The sequence below is a fragment of the Allofranklinella schreckenbergeri genome, assembly GCF_003703475.1.
GTDB classification, from domain to species: domain Bacteria; phylum Pseudomonadota; class Gammaproteobacteria; order Burkholderiales; family Burkholderiaceae_C; genus Lampropedia; species Lampropedia schreckenbergeri.
In genome coordinates this window covers 147,936-161,407 of record NZ_RDQM01000004.1, presented here as the reverse complement: position 1 = coordinate 161,407, position 13,472 = coordinate 147,936, and the positions used below count along the sequence as shown (strand labels likewise).

Here is a 13,472-nt window from a genome sequence, read left to right as displayed (position 1 = left end):
TTCTCGTTATGCCTTCTTCCCATCCGGCCTCATCGCCGCGCGCCCCGCGCAGGCCCGCCGCGACCCAGGCGCTGCTGGCTGCGCTGGTGGTGGCGCTGGCCTGCGGCGCGGCCCTGTGGTGGTGGGGCCGCAAGCTCGAGCCAGCGCCCAACACCGCATTCTTGTTGCTCGACGGCACGCAAAAAAACACCGCCCAATGGCGCGGCCAAGTGCTGCTCGTCAACTTCTGGGCCACCAGTTGCGCCGCCTGCGTAGCCGAAATGCCTGCCCTGGCGCAAATCCACGCCCGCTACCAGGCGCGCGGCTTTGGCGTCCTGGCCGTCGCCATGCCTTACGACCGGCCCGAATACGTGCTCAACTTCGCCCGCAGCCGCCAACTGCCCTTTGCCGTCGCCCTGGATGCCACGGGCGAGGCCGCTCGCGCCTGGGGGCCGGTGCACGTCACCCCCACCAGCTATCTGCTCAACCGCCAAGGGCACATTGCCCAGCGCTATATCGGCCCGCCCGATATGGCCCAGTTGCAGCGCGCCATTGAGCGCCTGCTGGAGCAACCCGCCTGAACCCGCCTTCCCCCTTCTTGCCACCCACCATGGAGCCAACCCCCGAAATCCTCATCCGCCCCGCGCACAGCGCACAAGACTTCGCGCAAGTGCGTGAGCTGTTTGCGGAATACGCCCAAAGCCTGCCCATCTCGCTGGACTTTCAAGACTTTGAGCAAGAACTGGCCGCACTGCCTGGCGACTACGCCGCGCCCACAGGCTGCGTCATGCTGGCCTTTGTGGACAACCTGCTCGCAGGCTGCTGCGCCATGCGCCCCCTGGCAGCCTGCGACTACCCCAACGCCAGCGAGATGAAGCGCCTGTACGTGCGCAAACCCTTTCGCGGCTTCGGCCTGGGGCGCATGCTGGCCGAAGCCACGATGGAAGCGGCCGAGCTGGCGGGCTACTCCTGCATCCTGCTCGACACCCTCGACGAAATGGACGCCGCCCGCGCCCTTTACGAAGGCTTGGGCTTTGAAGAAATCGATCCCTATTACTACAACCCTTACCCCAAGGCCTTCTTCCTGAAGGCGGATTTTTGAGGGTTTGGCTTATTTTTCAATCATGGGGGAAAATTGATGTATTGACCATCATGCCGAAACAAGTCAATTTATTTTCCTATTGAATTGAAATAAATGGCTTTTGGCAGAGCCTTTGCGGGAAGCGAAGCAGCGCAGGCCGCGCCTGGCATCCCTCGGTGCCATCAAAGATTGAAATACCGAATCAGCAAGAAAACGCCGGAGCACAAAACCACCATATGAATCACCCGCATGAACTGCTCGCGCGTGAGGCGCAAGGTAATATGCCGCCCCAGAAAAACACCGAAAATCATGGCCGGGGCCAATATCAAGGCCATCGTCCAAATCGCGGTATTCATATAAACCCCGGAAATAGTGAAAAACACCACCCGCGTTAAGGTGCTCAAGCCAATCAAGGTGGACTGGGTAACGCGAAACTTCTCTTTCTGTTCTATGCGGCCGGATAAATAAAGCGCATAAATAAAGCCACCGCTGCCGAATAAAGCGCTGAATACCCCTCCAATCAAGCCAAAAGGTTTTGCCGCAGAAGCTGCGAAGGACTGCCGGGCGCGAAATCCGCTGAGTGCATACAGCGCATAACCGATCACAAACACGGCTAAAGCCAACAAAAGAAAGTCCGGCCGTGTTTTCAGCAAAATGGCCACGCCAATCACACTCCCGATCACCATGAAGGGCACCAGCCGTTTTAATTCGGAAGTATCAGCGTGGCGTCCATCTTTGGCAATATGGCTTAATGCCGCAAACATATCCAGCAAAGCCAGCAGCGGCACGATATGTGAGACAGGCATGAAATTGGCCAATATCGGACTGGCTATCAGCGCCGTGCCAAATCCTGCAATGCCAAAAATCACGTAAGCAACCGCGACGGCGGAAAAAACCGCCACCATTTCAGCCCACGGCAAGGGGGGGGACAGTGGCATGGATAGCCTCCTTGTAGATCGTTTGACTCGGCGCTGATGCCCTGTGCATCAAAGCGCAGGCAGCGTGTTTTGACATGCTCGCTGATCACGGCTTGGGCCATCAACAGGGCTTTTACTTATTTGGTTTGCCACTTATTGATTTGCATGAAAAAAGCCGCCAGGCATGTTTTCCTCTGGCGGCTTTTGAAAGCGCTTGGTGCCCCGAACAGGAATCGAACCTGTATCCCAGACTTAGGAGGTCTGTGTTCTATCCATTGAACTATCGGGACTTGGGGGGACGCGAGCGTCAAAGCGCGCGATTGTAGGGCCTGTTCACCTTATGCGAGGCGCTTTTGCCGGGGCGGCGCATGCGGCGGATGGGCGAGTCAGAGAATCTCCAGCACCTTTTCCACCGGCCTGGCCAGGCGGGCGCCGCGTTCGGTGACGACGAAGGGGCGATTGAGCAGGCGTGGGTGTGCGGCCATGGCGTCGAGCAGGGCTTCGTCGCTGGCCTGGGCCAGGCCCAGGGTTTGGAACAGCTCTTCTTTTTCGCGGATGGCCTGGCGCGCGCTCAGGCCGCTGGCGGCGATGAGCTGGGCGATGGCTTCGCGCGTCAGGGGCTCTTCCAGGTAGTGGACGATGCGCGGCTCAATGCCGCGCTCGCGCAGCAGCGCCAGGGTGTTGCGCGAGGTGCTGCAACGGGGGTTGTGGTAGAGGGTGGCTTGCATACAGGTGTTGAGGTGGTGGGGGACAGGCCGCTTTCAGGCGCGTGTTACGCGCGGCTGGGCATTGAAAAATTGCACCAAATCGCCTGCGGTGCGGACTTTGCCGTACCAGGGGTTGTGCCGGGTGTTTTTGATGCAACGGCCCGCGCGGCGGGCGATTTCGGGGGCGATGTCCATATCCAGGGCGTCGCCATCGAGGTACAGCGTCTTTGTCAGGTTGTCGTCCCAATGCACGGGCAGGGGCAGGGGCAGGGGCTGGGCGCTGCCGCTCAATGCCCCTGCGGCGTGGGCCAGTTCTTCGTACACCGCGCGCACGACCCACGGATCGTGCTGGCGGCAGTTGGCCTGGCGGGCGAATTGGCAAATGCTTTGGCCGCAGCGGCGCTGCGCCAGGGCTTGCAGGCGTTGCCGCTGCTGTTGGGTTTCCTGATTGACGCGGCGATACAACCAGGCGAACGCGGCGGCGAGCAAGGCGGTGGCGAGCAGGGTGGACACAGGCGACTTCCATGCCGCTTGCAGCCAGATCCACAGCAGGGCAAGTGCCGCGCCTGCCAGCAGGGCGATGGACAAGGCGAAGCGCAGTTGCTCGCCTGCTGTTGGGCTGGGTCTGCTGTCGCGGGGCGGCATAAGGCGCGAGGGCGGGCGTCGCATGCTGGTTTGCTCCATATTTTACAAATCAAAGGAAATAAAATATTCCTGTTTTGGCATGTTTTTTGGAATTTTAATTTTCCTTTGGTTTGTGGTTTTGGGCAACCCCGGCTGAGGCCGCCACGGTCGTCAATAACGGTAGGTATCGGGCTTGTAAGGCCCTTCCTTCTTCACGCCGATGTAGGCCGCTTGCGAGTCGGTCAGCTCGGTCAGCTGTGCGCCGAGTTTGGACAGTTGCAGGCGGGCGACGTGTTCATCCAGGATCTTGGGCAGCACATAAACCTGGCCGCTTTGGTATTGCTCGGGCTTGGTGAACAGCTCGATTTGCGCCAGCGTCTGGTTGGCGAAGCTGCTGCTCATCACGTAGCTGGGGTGGCCGGTGGCGCAGCCGAGGTTGACCAGGCGGCCCTTGGCCAGCAGGGTGATGCGGCGGCCGGTGGGGAAGATGACGTGATCGACCTGGGGCTTGATCTCCTCCCACTGGTATTGCTCCAGCGAGGCGACGTCGATCTCGTTGTCGAAGTGGCCGATGTTGCAGACGATGGCTTCGTTTTTCATGGCCACCATGTGCTCGTGGCGGATCACGTCCTTGTTGCCGGTGGTGGTCACGAAGATGTCGGCCTTGTCGGCGGCGTATTCCATGGTCACCACTTTGTAGCCCTCCATCGCCGCTTGCAGGGCGCAGATGGGGTCGATTTCCGTCACCCAGACCTGGGCGCGCAGCGCGGCCATGGCCTGGGCGCAGCCCTTGCCCACGTCGCCGTAGCCGCAGATGACGGCGATCTTGCCCGCCACCATCACGTCGGTGGCGCGCTTGATGCCATCGACCAGCGATTCGCGGCAGCCGTAGAGGTTGTCGAACTTGCTCTTGGTCACGCTGTCATTGACGTTGATGGCGCGAAACAGCAGCTCGCCCTTGGCGGACATTTCCTTGAGGCGCATCACGCCGGTGGTGGTTTCCTCGGTCACGCCGATGATTTGGGCGCTCTTGCGGGTGTACCAGCTTGGGTCCTGGGCCAGTTTGGCTTTGATGGCGGCAAAGAGCACGCGCTCTTCTTCGCTTTGCGGGTTGGCCAGCACGCTGGCGTCTTTCTCGGCCTTCTGGCCCAGGTGCATCAGCAGCGTGGCGTCGCCGCCGTCGTCCAGGATCATGTTCGGGCCTTCGGCGTCGCTGCCTTTGTCGCCGAACTCGAAGATGCGGTGCGTGTAATCCCAATACTGCTCCAGCGTTTCGCCCTTGACGGCAAACACCGGCGTGCCCTGGCCGCCATTGGCGCTGTTGCAGGCGATGGCGGCGGCGGCGTGGTCCTGTGTGGAGAAGATGTTGCACGAGGCCCAGCGCACATCAGCGCCCAGGGCCTGCAGGGTTTCGATCAGCACGGCGGTCTGGATCGTCATGTGCAGGCTGCCTGCGATGCGCGCGCCCTTGAGCGGCTGGCTGGCGGCGTATTCCTCGCGGATGGCCATCAGGCCGGGCATTTCGGTCTCGGCGATGGCGATTTCCTTGCGGCCCCAGGCGGCCAGGGATGGATCGGCAATCACGCTGTGCGCGGCCAGGGGGAGGTGGGTTTGGGCGTTCATGAAAAAGCTCCAGTTCATGGCAGTTGGACAAAAGCCGCCTGCATGGCCGGGGAGGCCCAAGGCATGAGCCAACGACGGGGCAGGGCAGTTCCATCAGGCCCAGGCCCACCCACCCAGAACACCAGCAGGCGGATGAGCGTCGTTGCGAGTGGCGCGCCTGCAAAAAACACAAGGCGCTGAAGTGGAGATCCGAGCCTGGCAGGTGCTGGCATAGGCCCTGCTGCAACGCTCCTCGGAAAAGCGCGGCGATTATAGGGACGCCGTGCGTGTGCCGCAGCGCCGTGCGTGTTTCCCCTGCTTGTGGCTGGCAGGCAAGTGCAGTTCAATGGCGCGGCCTGCAAGCCGGCGCAAACAGGTGCAAACGGGCGCGCTCGGGCGCGCTTGCAGGCCCTTTCTTTCAAGGAAATTTCAAGGAGACACACCATGGCAGAGCCTTTTGACCTCAAGCGTTTCAACCTCGACCTGGCCTTCCCCTTCAAGCCGCAGTACGAGAACTACATCGGCGGCAAATGGGTCGCGCCCTCGGCCGGGCGGTATTTTGAAAACCTCTCGCCCATCACCGGTCAGGTGTTCACCAAAGTGGCGCAATCGGACGCCGAAGACGTCGAGCGCGCCCTGGACGCCGCCCACGCCGCGCAGGAAAAATGGGGCAAAACCTCGCCCACCGAGCGCTCCAACCTGCTGCTCAAAATCGCCGACCGCATTGAGCAAAACCTGCTCAAACTCGCCGTGGCCGAAACCATCGACAACGGCAAGCCCCTGCGCGAAACCATGGCCGCCGACTTGCCGCTGGCCGTGGACCACTTCCGCTACTTCGCCGGCTGCATCCGCGCCGAGGAGGGCGCCATCTCCGAAATCGACGAAACCACTGTCGCGTATCACTTCCAGGAGCCTATTGGCGTCGTCGGGCAAATCATCCCCTGGAACTTCCCGCTGCTGATGGCCGCCTGGAAGCTCGCCCCCGCGCTGGCAGCGGGCTGCTCGGTGGTGATGAAGCCCGCCGAGCAAACGCCTGCCTCCATCATGGTGCTGATGGAAACCATTGGCGACTTGATCCCGCCGGGCGTGGTCAACATCGTCAACGGCTTTGGCAAAGAGGCCGGCGAAGCGCTGGCTACCAACCGCCGCATCGCCAAAATCGCCTTCACCGGCTCCACCCCCGTGGGCCAGCGCATCTTGCACGCCGCTGCCGACAGCCTCATCCCCTCCACCGTGGAGCTGGGCGGCAAAAGCCCCAACATCTTCTTCGCCGATGTGATGGACCATGACGACGCCTTCCTCGACAAGGCGCTGGAAGGCTTGAGCATGTTCGCCCTCAATCAAGGCGAGATTTGCACCTGCCCCTCGCGCATCCTGGTGCAGGAATCGATCGCCGAGCGCTTCATCGAAAAAGCCCGCGCCCGCGTGGAGAAAATCAAAACCGGCCACCCGTTGGATGTCAGCACCATGGTCGGCGCGCAAGTCTCCCAGGTGCAAATGGACAAAATCCTCAAATACATCGAGCTGGGCAAGCAAGAAGGCGCCACCGCCCTCATCGGCGGCGAGCGCAACGCCTTGGGCCATGAGCTGGACCAGGGCTTTTACATTCAGCCCACCATCATGCAGGGCAAGAACGAAATGCGCATCTTCCAGGAGGAAATCTTCGGCCCCGTGGCCGCGCTGACCACCTTCAAGGACATGGACGAAGCCATTGCCATCGCCAACGACACCGTCTATGGCCTGGGCGCAGGCGTATGGAGCCGCAGCGGCACCACCGCCTACAAAATGGGCCGCGCCATCAAAGCCGGCCGGGTGTGGACCAACTGCTACCACATCTACCCAGCCCACGCCGCCTTTGGTGGCTACAAACAATCGGGCATCGGCCGCGAAACCCACAAAAAAGCGCTGGCCAACTACCAGCAAACCAAATGCCTGCTGGTGAGCTACGACCCCAACAAGCTGGGCTTTTTCTGACCTTTTGACCGTTTGACGCAGCCGCGCAAGCTGTCTGCTGAAAGCAATCCAACCCGCCTTTCGGCGGGTTTTTCAATCATTGGGAAAATCAAATTCATATCCATCATGCCGAAATGGCGTGATTTGTTTTCCTTTGTTTTGAAATAATACTTGATGGGCGGGGGTGTCGCCCAGTAAAAAAGCACTTGCGCCCGCCGTGGGTGCAAGTGCTTGGTGTTTTGTGATCGCGGGAGTTTCTGGTAGGGCGTGTTGGACTTGAACCAACGACCAAAGGATTATGAGTCCTCTGCTCTGACCAACTGAGCTAACGCCCCCCCAAGCCTGTTTCTGAAAGGCAAGCGCGCGATTGTACTGGCTTGCGTGGAGGGCGCGGCTGGCGCGGCGGGGCGGCGGATGGGGCCGCCCTACAATTTCGGCCGTGCGAATCCCTTTGACTTTTTCCCAGCCCATCCAGGCCCTGCCCGACACCCTCATCAGCCAAATTGCCGCTGGCGAGGTGGTGGAGCGGCCGGCCTCCGTGGTGCGCGAGTTGCTCGATAACGCGCTGGACGCGGGCGCGGGCGAAATCCAGTTGCGGCTGCTGGCCGGCGGCATCCGCCAAATCGTGGTGGAGGACAACGGCCGCGGCATCGCCCAGGCCGATTTGCCGCTGGCCGTGCGCCGCCATGCGACCAGCAAAATCCGCTCGCTGGACGATCTGGAGTCGGTCACCACCATGGGCTTTCGCGGCGAGGCGCTGGCGGCTATTGCCTCGGTGGCCGAGCTGCGCCTGACCACGCGCACGGCCGATGCGCCAGCGGCCTTGCTGCTCGATGCGGGCAGCGGCGAAATCGGCCCGGCTGCGCGCGCCGTGGGCACGACGGTGGACGTGCAAGAGCTGTTTTTCGCCACCCCCGCGCGGCGCAAGTTTTTGAAATCCGAAGCCACCGAGCTGGCCCACTGCGTGGAGGCCGTGCGTCGCCACGCGCTGGCGCGGCCCGATGTGGGCTTTGCCATCTGGCACGGCGGCAAGCTGCACCACCAATGGCGCAGTGCCGCGGCGGCGGCCGAAGTCGCCGAAGCGGCTGCAACCGATGCCGCCGCAGGCTTTCGCGAAGTGGACGATGCGCAATGGCAGCGCCGCATTGCCGATGTGATGGGGGCCGAGTTCATCGCCCATTCCGTGCCCGTGCGGCACGAGGAATTGGGCGTGCGCGTGTACGGGCGCGCGGGCATGCCCACTTGGTCGCGCACGCGCGCCGATGCGCAGTACAGCTTTGTCAACGGCCGCTACGTGCGCGAGAAAACCATCGCCCACGCCGCGCGCTCGGCCTATGAGGATGTGCTGCACGGCCAGCGCCAGCCCGTGTATGTGCTCTACATCGAGATCGACCCGTACCAGGTGGATGTGAACGTGCACCCCACCAAGATCGAAGTGCGCTTTCGCGACAGCCGCCTGGTGCATGCCGCCGTGCGCCACGCGCTGGAGCGCGCCCTGGCCCCTTCGCGCGCGGAGCAGGGCGAAGGGGGGGCGATTGGCGAGGCAGGCGCTGGGGAGGTGGCTGCTATGGCACCCGGCGGCAGCGCCGCGCCCGCGCCCGGCGCGGTGCTGGGGAACTGGCACAACCGCGCCGCCCAGCAGCGCCTGCACTTCGCCGCTGACGTGGAGCGCACCCGCCGCACGCTCGAAGCCCTTTGGGGCCATCCGCTGGAGGCGGCCCCCGCAGATGGCCCGGCCGCCAACGCCCCCGAGGGCGGCGCGGCCAGCAGTAAGAAGCCCTATCCGCCGCTGGAGCCGCCCGAGTGGCCGCAGGCGTGCGAGAACGTGGCTGCCTTTGCGCCTGCTTTTGCGCCCGCATCGGCTGCCGCGCCTGCCGAGTCCCCTGCCACCGCTGACGACTGGCCGCTGGGCCGCGCCCTGGCGCAATTGCACGGCGTGTACATCCTGGCGCAAAACCGCCACGGCCTGGTGGTGGTGGACATGCACGCGGCGCATGAGCGCATCGTCTATGAACGGCTGAAAAACCTCATGCACCACGCCAGCCTGCCCAGCCAGCCGCTGCTCATCCCCGCCGCCTTTGCCGCCACGGCGCTGGAAGTCGCCACCGCCGAGCGCCACGCCGAAACGCTGTTGCGCCTGGGGCTGGAAGTCACGCCGCTGGCCGCGCTCAAGCTGGCCGTGCGCAGCGTGCCCAGCGAGCTGCGCCAGGCCGACCCGGCCGAGCTGGCGCGCGCCGTGCTGGCCGAGCTGGCCCAGCACGAGCACAGCACCGTGCTGCAACGCGCGCGCGACGAAGTGCTGGCGACCATGGCCTGCCACGGCTCGGTGCGGGCCAACCGCCAACTCACCGTGGAAGAAATGAACGCGCTCTTGCGCCAGATGGAAGCCACCCCCCGCGCCGATCAATGCAACCACGGTCGCCCCACCTGGCGGCAAGTGAGCATGGGCGAGCTGGACAAGCTGTTTTTGCGCGGGCAGTGAGGCTTTCTAATTTAGAAATCAATGGTAAATAAAAATTGCTTGTTTTGGCAATTTGGTGTTGAAGTTGATTTTCCTTTGATTTGGGTTTTTGGTGATTTGGGCAAGCCTGCTGGCCGCGCTTCGCCAGCTTGTGCCATGCGCAGGTTTTGAAGCCAAGCGCCCTGCCGGGCGCACACCCTCTCCCTAGAGCGTGTTATGCACTTTGCGCACCCCCGCGCTGGCCCCAAAACCGTGTAATCGCAAGGAGGCGCGCGCCGCCAAGGCTGGCTGCCTTGGCAAGCGGGCCAACGCGGCGAGTGCATGGTTTTGGGGCCAGCCCGAAGGGAGAAGCGCCCCGGCATGCGCATTGCGGCGTTGCCGCCCCCTTGCAGCCCGCCAGGCTGCGGCGGGGACGGCGCCTTGCACTGCACACGCCGGGACGCTCTCGCGGGGGGCGAAAAGTGCATAACACGCTCTAGCCCTCTCCCGCAAGCGGGAGAGGGGCGGGCCATCTGACGCTTGGGGGCAAAACCTTGAAAGGCGTGGCTTTGCGCCTTGCCGCCCATCCCGACCTGGGGCGCGCTCTAGCGCGGTGATTGGATGACACGCCCTAAAATCCCCCGCTTTGTCTGTGCCCGTGCGCCAGTCTTTTTGAACATCGCCTCAGCGGCCCTGGCGCCGCGTTTTTTTGCCCATGCTCACCTTCCAGCAAATCATCCTCACCCTGCAAAACTATTGGGATCAACAAGGCTGCACGCTGCTGCAACCCTACGACATGGAGGTGGGCGCTGGCACCAGCCACACCGCCACGTTCCTGCGCGCCATCGGGCCGGAGCCGTGGCGCGCCGCTTACGTCCAGCCCAGCCGCCGCCCCAAGGATGGCCGCTATGGCGACAACCCCAACCGCTTGCAGCACTATTACCAGTACCAGGTCGTGCTCAAGCCCGCGCCGGCCAACATCCTCGACTTGTACCTGGGCAGCTTGCAGGCGCTGGGCTTTGATTTGAAGAAAAACGACATCCGCTTCGTCGAAGACGATTGGGAAAACCCCACCCTGGGCGCCTGGGGCCTGGGCTGGGAGGTGTGGCTCAACGGCATGGAAGTCACCCAATTCACCTACTTCCAGCAAGTGGGCGGCATCGACTGCCGCCCCATCACCGGCGAAATCACCTACGGGCTGGAGCGCCTGGCCATGTATTTGCAGGGCGTGGAAAACGTCTATGACCTGGTCTATTCCGACGGCCCCGGCGGGCGCGTGAGCTATGGCGACGTGTTCCACCAAAACGAGGTGGAGCAATCGACCTACAACTTCGAATACTCCGATGTGGATTTTCTGTTCCAGGCCTTTGCCGCGCACGAGCGCCAGGCGCAACTGCTGATGGAAAAGCAACTGGCCTTGCCCGCCTACGAGCAAGTGCTCAAGGCCGCCCACACCTTCAACCTGCTGGACGCACGCGGCGCCATCTCCGTGACCGAGCGCGCCGCCTACATCGGCCGCATCCGCAACCTGGCGCGCAGCGTGGCGCGCAGCTATTACGACAGCCGCGAGCGACTGGGCTTCCCCATGGCCCCACGCGAGTGGGTGGCGCAAATCGAAAAGGCGGCGGAAAAAGCGGCAGAGAAGGCCGCTGACAAGAAAGCGGCGTGATGGCCCGTGATAGCCGCGTCACGGCCGCTCCAGCCATGCCACCCGTCCCCAGGCTCGACGCCAGCCGCCCCACCAGCCGCCCTATTGGGTGAAGCTGATTTTTTGTGACCGCGACAGCAAAGCACTGCCATGCGTGACGACGACCGGAAGATTTACCTCGCCTCCCAAAGCCCGCGCCGCAGCCAGTTGCTGACGCAAATCGGCCTGCCCCACGCGCTGCTGTTGCCCGACGCCGCCGATCCCCACCCCGACGACCAGCCCGAGGCATTGGAAGCGCTGGAAGCCGTACTGCCCGGCGAAGCGCCGCGCGAGTATGTGCAGCGCGTGACACGGCTCAAGCTGCAAGCGGCGCAAGCGCGGGCGCAGCGGCGCGGGCTGCCGCCAGCGCCCATCCTCTGCGCCGACACCACCGTGGCGCTGGGCACGCAGATTCTGGGCAAACCTGCCGATGCGCAGGATGCGCGCCAGATGCTCAGCGCCCTGAGCGGGTGTAGCCACGAGGTGCTGACCGCCGTGGCCGTGGCCTGGCCGCCAGCGTGGCACACAGGACAGGGCAGGCCGGGGCAGGGCGGGGCGGTGGTGCAGGCCCTCTCCGTCTCGCGCGTGCAGTTCGCCGCGCTGGATGCGCCCACGCTGGAGCGCTACATCGCCTCGGGCGAATGGCAAGGCAAGGCCGGCGGCTATGGCATTCAAGGGCTGGCCGCCGTCATGGTGGCGCATATCGAGGGCAGTTATTCGGGCATCATGGGCTTGCCGCTGTACGAAACCCATCAACTGCTGCGGCCTTGGCTGGAGCGCCAGAATCTGGAGAGATCACCATGATCGAAAGCCCCCCCCAACCCCAACTGCCGCCAGCGCCGCCCGCTGCACACCCCGCGCTCCACCACGCCCCGCCCACGGCGCAGGAAATCCTCATCAACTGGGCGCCGCAGGAAACGCGCGTGGCCGTGATCGAAAACGGCGCGGTGCAGGAGCTGCACCTGGAGCGCACGCTCGAGCGCGGCCTGGTAGGCAACGTCTACCTGGGCAAAGTCACGCGCGTGCTGCCGGGCATGCAATCGGCCTTTGTCGATATCGGGCTGGAGCGCGCGGCGTTTTTGCACGTGGCCGACGTCTGGCAGCGCCAGGGCAACGGCGAAGCCCCCGCCGCCGTGCGCCGCATCGAGCCGGTGCAGCCGATTGAAAAGCAGGTTTTTCAGGGCCAATCCATCGTCGTGCAGGTCATCAAAGACCCCATCGGCCGCAAGGGCGCGCGCCTGTCCACGCAAATCAGCATCGCTGGGCGCTCGCTGGTGTTTTTGCCGCAGGATGAGCACATCGGCGTCTCGCAAAAAATCCCCGCCCCCGAGCGCGACGCGCTGCGCCAGCGCCTGCAAGCGCTGGTGCAGGCCCACACCCCGGCGCAGCACAACAGGGGCGGCTTCATCCTGCGCACCAATGGCGAGGACGCCAGCGACGCCGAGCTGATCGAAGACATCCGCTACCTGCGCACCACCTGGCAAAAAATCCGCCAGGGCGCGCTCACCCAGCCCGCCACCAGCTTGCTGCACCAGGATCTGGACTTGCTGCGCCGCGTGCTGCGCGACTTGGTGGGCGAGGCCACCAAAAGCGTGGCCATCGACTCGCGCGAGCAATTTGGCCACCTGCAAGACTTTGCGCGCGAATTCACGCCCGCCGCCTTGCCGCGGCTGGAGCTGTACCAGGGCGAGCGCCCCATCTTCGACCTCTACGCCGTGGACGAAGAAATCACCCGCGCGCTGGGGCGGCGCGTCGAGCTCAAATCGGGCGGCTACCTCATCATCGACCAGACCGAGGCGCTGACCACCATCGACGTCAACACCGGCGGCTTCGTCGGCGCGCGCAACTTTGACGACACCATCTTCAAAACCAACCTCGAAGCGGCCCAAACCATCGCCCGCCAACTGCGCCTGCGCAACCTGGGCGGCATCATCGTGGTGGACTTCATCGACATGGTGCAGGAAAAGCACCAAAGCGCCGTGTTGCAGGAATTTCGCCGCCAGCTCGCGCGCGACCGCGTGCGCACCACCGTGTGCGATTTCTCCGCCCTGGGCCTGGTGGAGATGACGCGCAAACGCACGCGCGAATCGCTGGCGCAAACCCTCACCCGCCCCTGCGAAGCCTGCGCGGGCACCGGCGAAGTGAAAACCGCGCGCAGCGTTTGCTACGACATCCTGCGCGAAATCCTGCGCGAAGCGCGCCAGTTCAACCCGCGCGAAATCAAGGTGCTGGCCGCGCCCGAAGTCATCGAGCTGTTTCTGGACGAAGAAAGCCAATACCTGGCCAGCCTCTCGGACTTCATCGCCAAGCCCATTGCCCTGGTGGCCGAAACCGCTCTGGCGCCCGACCGCTACGACGTTGTACTGGTTTAGCATTGCTTCAATGCCATTATTTTTCAAATCAAAAAGAAAATAAATCACCTTGTTTTGGCATGATGGTATTTGTTTTCGATTCACATTGATTTGCAATAAAAGAAAAGGAG

The 13,472-nt window shown here is 63.4% G+C and carries 11 protein-coding genes, 2 tRNA genes and 1 riboswitch; of the genes, 7 read left to right on the top strand and 6 right to left on the bottom strand.

Translation table 11 applies throughout. From position 1 onward, the window contains the following. Window positions 1-8 precede the first annotated feature (8 nt). The gene (locus EBQ26_RS04480; RefSeq protein ID WP_122237818.1) at window positions 9-560 is read left to right on the top strand and encodes a TlpA family protein disulfide reductase; all 552 of its coding nucleotides are present in this window, start codon (window positions 9-11) and stop codon (window positions 558-560) included. Between the two features lie 29 nt (window positions 561-589). After that, a complete protein-coding gene (locus EBQ26_RS04475; RefSeq protein ID WP_122237817.1) occupies window positions 590-1,081 on the top strand; it encodes a GNAT family N-acetyltransferase in 492 nt (163 codons plus the stop codon). 161 nt (window positions 1,082-1,242) lie between these two features. Here the strand turns inward: EBQ26_RS04475 and EBQ26_RS04470 are convergent, their stop codons facing one another. The 5 genes from EBQ26_RS04470 to ahcY all read right to left on the bottom strand — a co-directional run bounded on the left by EBQ26_RS04470 (window position 1,243) and on the right by ahcY (window position 4,931). Next, a complete protein-coding gene (locus EBQ26_RS04470; protein WP_238944136.1) occupies window positions 1,243-1,998 on the bottom strand; it encodes a sulfite exporter TauE/SafE family protein in 756 nt (251 codons plus the stop codon). Between the two features lie 194 nt (window positions 1,999-2,192). After that, window positions 2,193-2,267 (bottom strand) — tRNA-Arg (locus tag EBQ26_RS04465). 96 nt (window positions 2,268-2,363) lie between these two features. After that, complete coding sequence (arsC, locus tag EBQ26_RS04460) at window positions 2,364-2,705, bottom strand: arsenate reductase (glutaredoxin) (RefSeq protein WP_122237815.1); 342 nt, start codon at window positions 2,703-2,705, stop codon at window positions 2,364-2,366. A gap of 33 nt (window positions 2,706-2,738) precedes the next feature. After that, window positions 2,739-3,329 (bottom strand): hypothetical protein, encoded by a 591-nt coding sequence (locus EBQ26_RS12845; RefSeq protein WP_238944135.1) that lies wholly within the window; start codon window positions 3,327-3,329, stop codon window positions 2,739-2,741. A 150-nt stretch (window positions 3,330-3,479) separates the two neighbouring features. After that, entirely contained in the window at window positions 3,480-4,931 is a 1,452-nt protein-coding gene (gene ahcY, locus EBQ26_RS04450) for an adenosylhomocysteinase (protein WP_122237879.1), read from the bottom strand. A 127-nt stretch (window positions 4,932-5,058) separates the two neighbouring features. Next, window positions 5,059-5,171, bottom strand: a riboswitch (S-adenosyl-L-homocysteine riboswitch). Between the two features lie 183 nt (window positions 5,172-5,354). Here ahcY and exaC point away from each other — a divergent pair. Beyond that, window positions 5,355-6,884, top strand: coding sequence for an acetaldehyde dehydrogenase ExaC (exaC, locus tag EBQ26_RS04445; protein ID WP_122237814.1), 1,530 nt, complete (start codon window positions 5,355-5,357; stop codon window positions 6,882-6,884). A 237-nt stretch (window positions 6,885-7,121) separates the two neighbouring features. Here the strand turns inward: exaC and EBQ26_RS04440 are convergent. Then, window positions 7,122-7,198: transfer RNA gene (locus EBQ26_RS04440), tRNA-Ile, on the bottom strand. A 104-nt stretch (window positions 7,199-7,302) separates the two neighbouring features. Here EBQ26_RS04440 and mutL point away from each other — a divergent pair. The 4 genes from mutL (at window position 7,303) to rng (ending at window position 13,362) form a co-directional block, all read left to right on the top strand. After that, window positions 7,303-9,345, top strand: a complete 2,043-nt coding sequence (gene mutL / locus EBQ26_RS04435) for a DNA mismatch repair endonuclease MutL (protein ID WP_238944134.1) — start codon at window positions 7,303-7,305, stop codon at window positions 9,343-9,345. Window positions 9,346-10,018: 673 nt separating this feature from the next. Then, window positions 10,019-10,972 (top strand): glycine--tRNA ligase subunit alpha, encoded by a 954-nt coding sequence (gene glyQ / locus EBQ26_RS04430; protein WP_122237813.1) that lies wholly within the window; start codon window positions 10,019-10,021, stop codon window positions 10,970-10,972. Window positions 10,973-11,101: 129 nt separating this feature from the next. Beyond that, window positions 11,102-11,794, top strand: a complete 693-nt coding sequence (locus EBQ26_RS04425) for a Maf family protein (protein WP_122237812.1) — start codon at window positions 11,102-11,104, stop codon at window positions 11,792-11,794. After that, window positions 11,791-13,362, top strand: coding sequence for a ribonuclease G (gene rng / locus EBQ26_RS04420; RefSeq protein ID WP_122237811.1), 1,572 nt, complete (start codon window positions 11,791-11,793; stop codon window positions 13,360-13,362). Before EBQ26_RS04425 ends, rng begins: the two co-directional genes overlap by 4 nt. Window positions 13,363-13,472 lie beyond the last annotated feature (110 nt).

Bases quoted from the DNA above. Each gene is read 5' to 3' on its own strand.
- EBQ26_RS04480 (WP_122237818.1), top strand. From the start codon at position 9: ATGCCTTCTTCCCATCCGGCCTCATCGCCGCGCGCCCCGCGCAGGCCC.
- EBQ26_RS04475 (WP_122237817.1), top strand. From the start codon at position 590: ATGGAGCCAACCCCCGAAATCCTCATCCGCCCCGCGCACAGCGCACAA.
- EBQ26_RS04470 (WP_238944136.1), bottom strand. From the start codon at position 1,998: ATGCCACTGTCCCCCCCCTTGCCGTGGGCTGAAATGGTGGCGGTTTTT.
- arsC (WP_122237815.1), bottom strand. From the start codon at position 2,705: ATGCAAGCCACCCTCTACCACAACCCCCGTTGCAGCACCTCGCGCAAC.
- EBQ26_RS12845 (WP_238944135.1), bottom strand. From the start codon at position 3,329: ATGCCGCCCCGCGACAGCAGACCCAGCCCAACAGCAGGCGAGCAACTG.
- ahcY (WP_122237879.1), bottom strand. From the start codon at position 4,931: ATGAACGCCCAAACCCACCTCCCCCTGGCCGCGCACAGCGTGATTGCC.
- exaC (WP_122237814.1), top strand. From the start codon at position 5,355: ATGGCAGAGCCTTTTGACCTCAAGCGTTTCAACCTCGACCTGGCCTTC.
- glyQ (WP_122237813.1), top strand. From the start codon at position 10,019: ATGCTCACCTTCCAGCAAATCATCCTCACCCTGCAAAACTATTGGGAT.
- EBQ26_RS04425 (WP_122237812.1), top strand. From the start codon at position 11,102: ATGCGTGACGACGACCGGAAGATTTACCTCGCCTCCCAAAGCCCGCGC.
- rng (WP_122237811.1), top strand. From the start codon at position 11,791: ATGATCGAAAGCCCCCCCCAACCCCAACTGCCGCCAGCGCCGCCCGCT.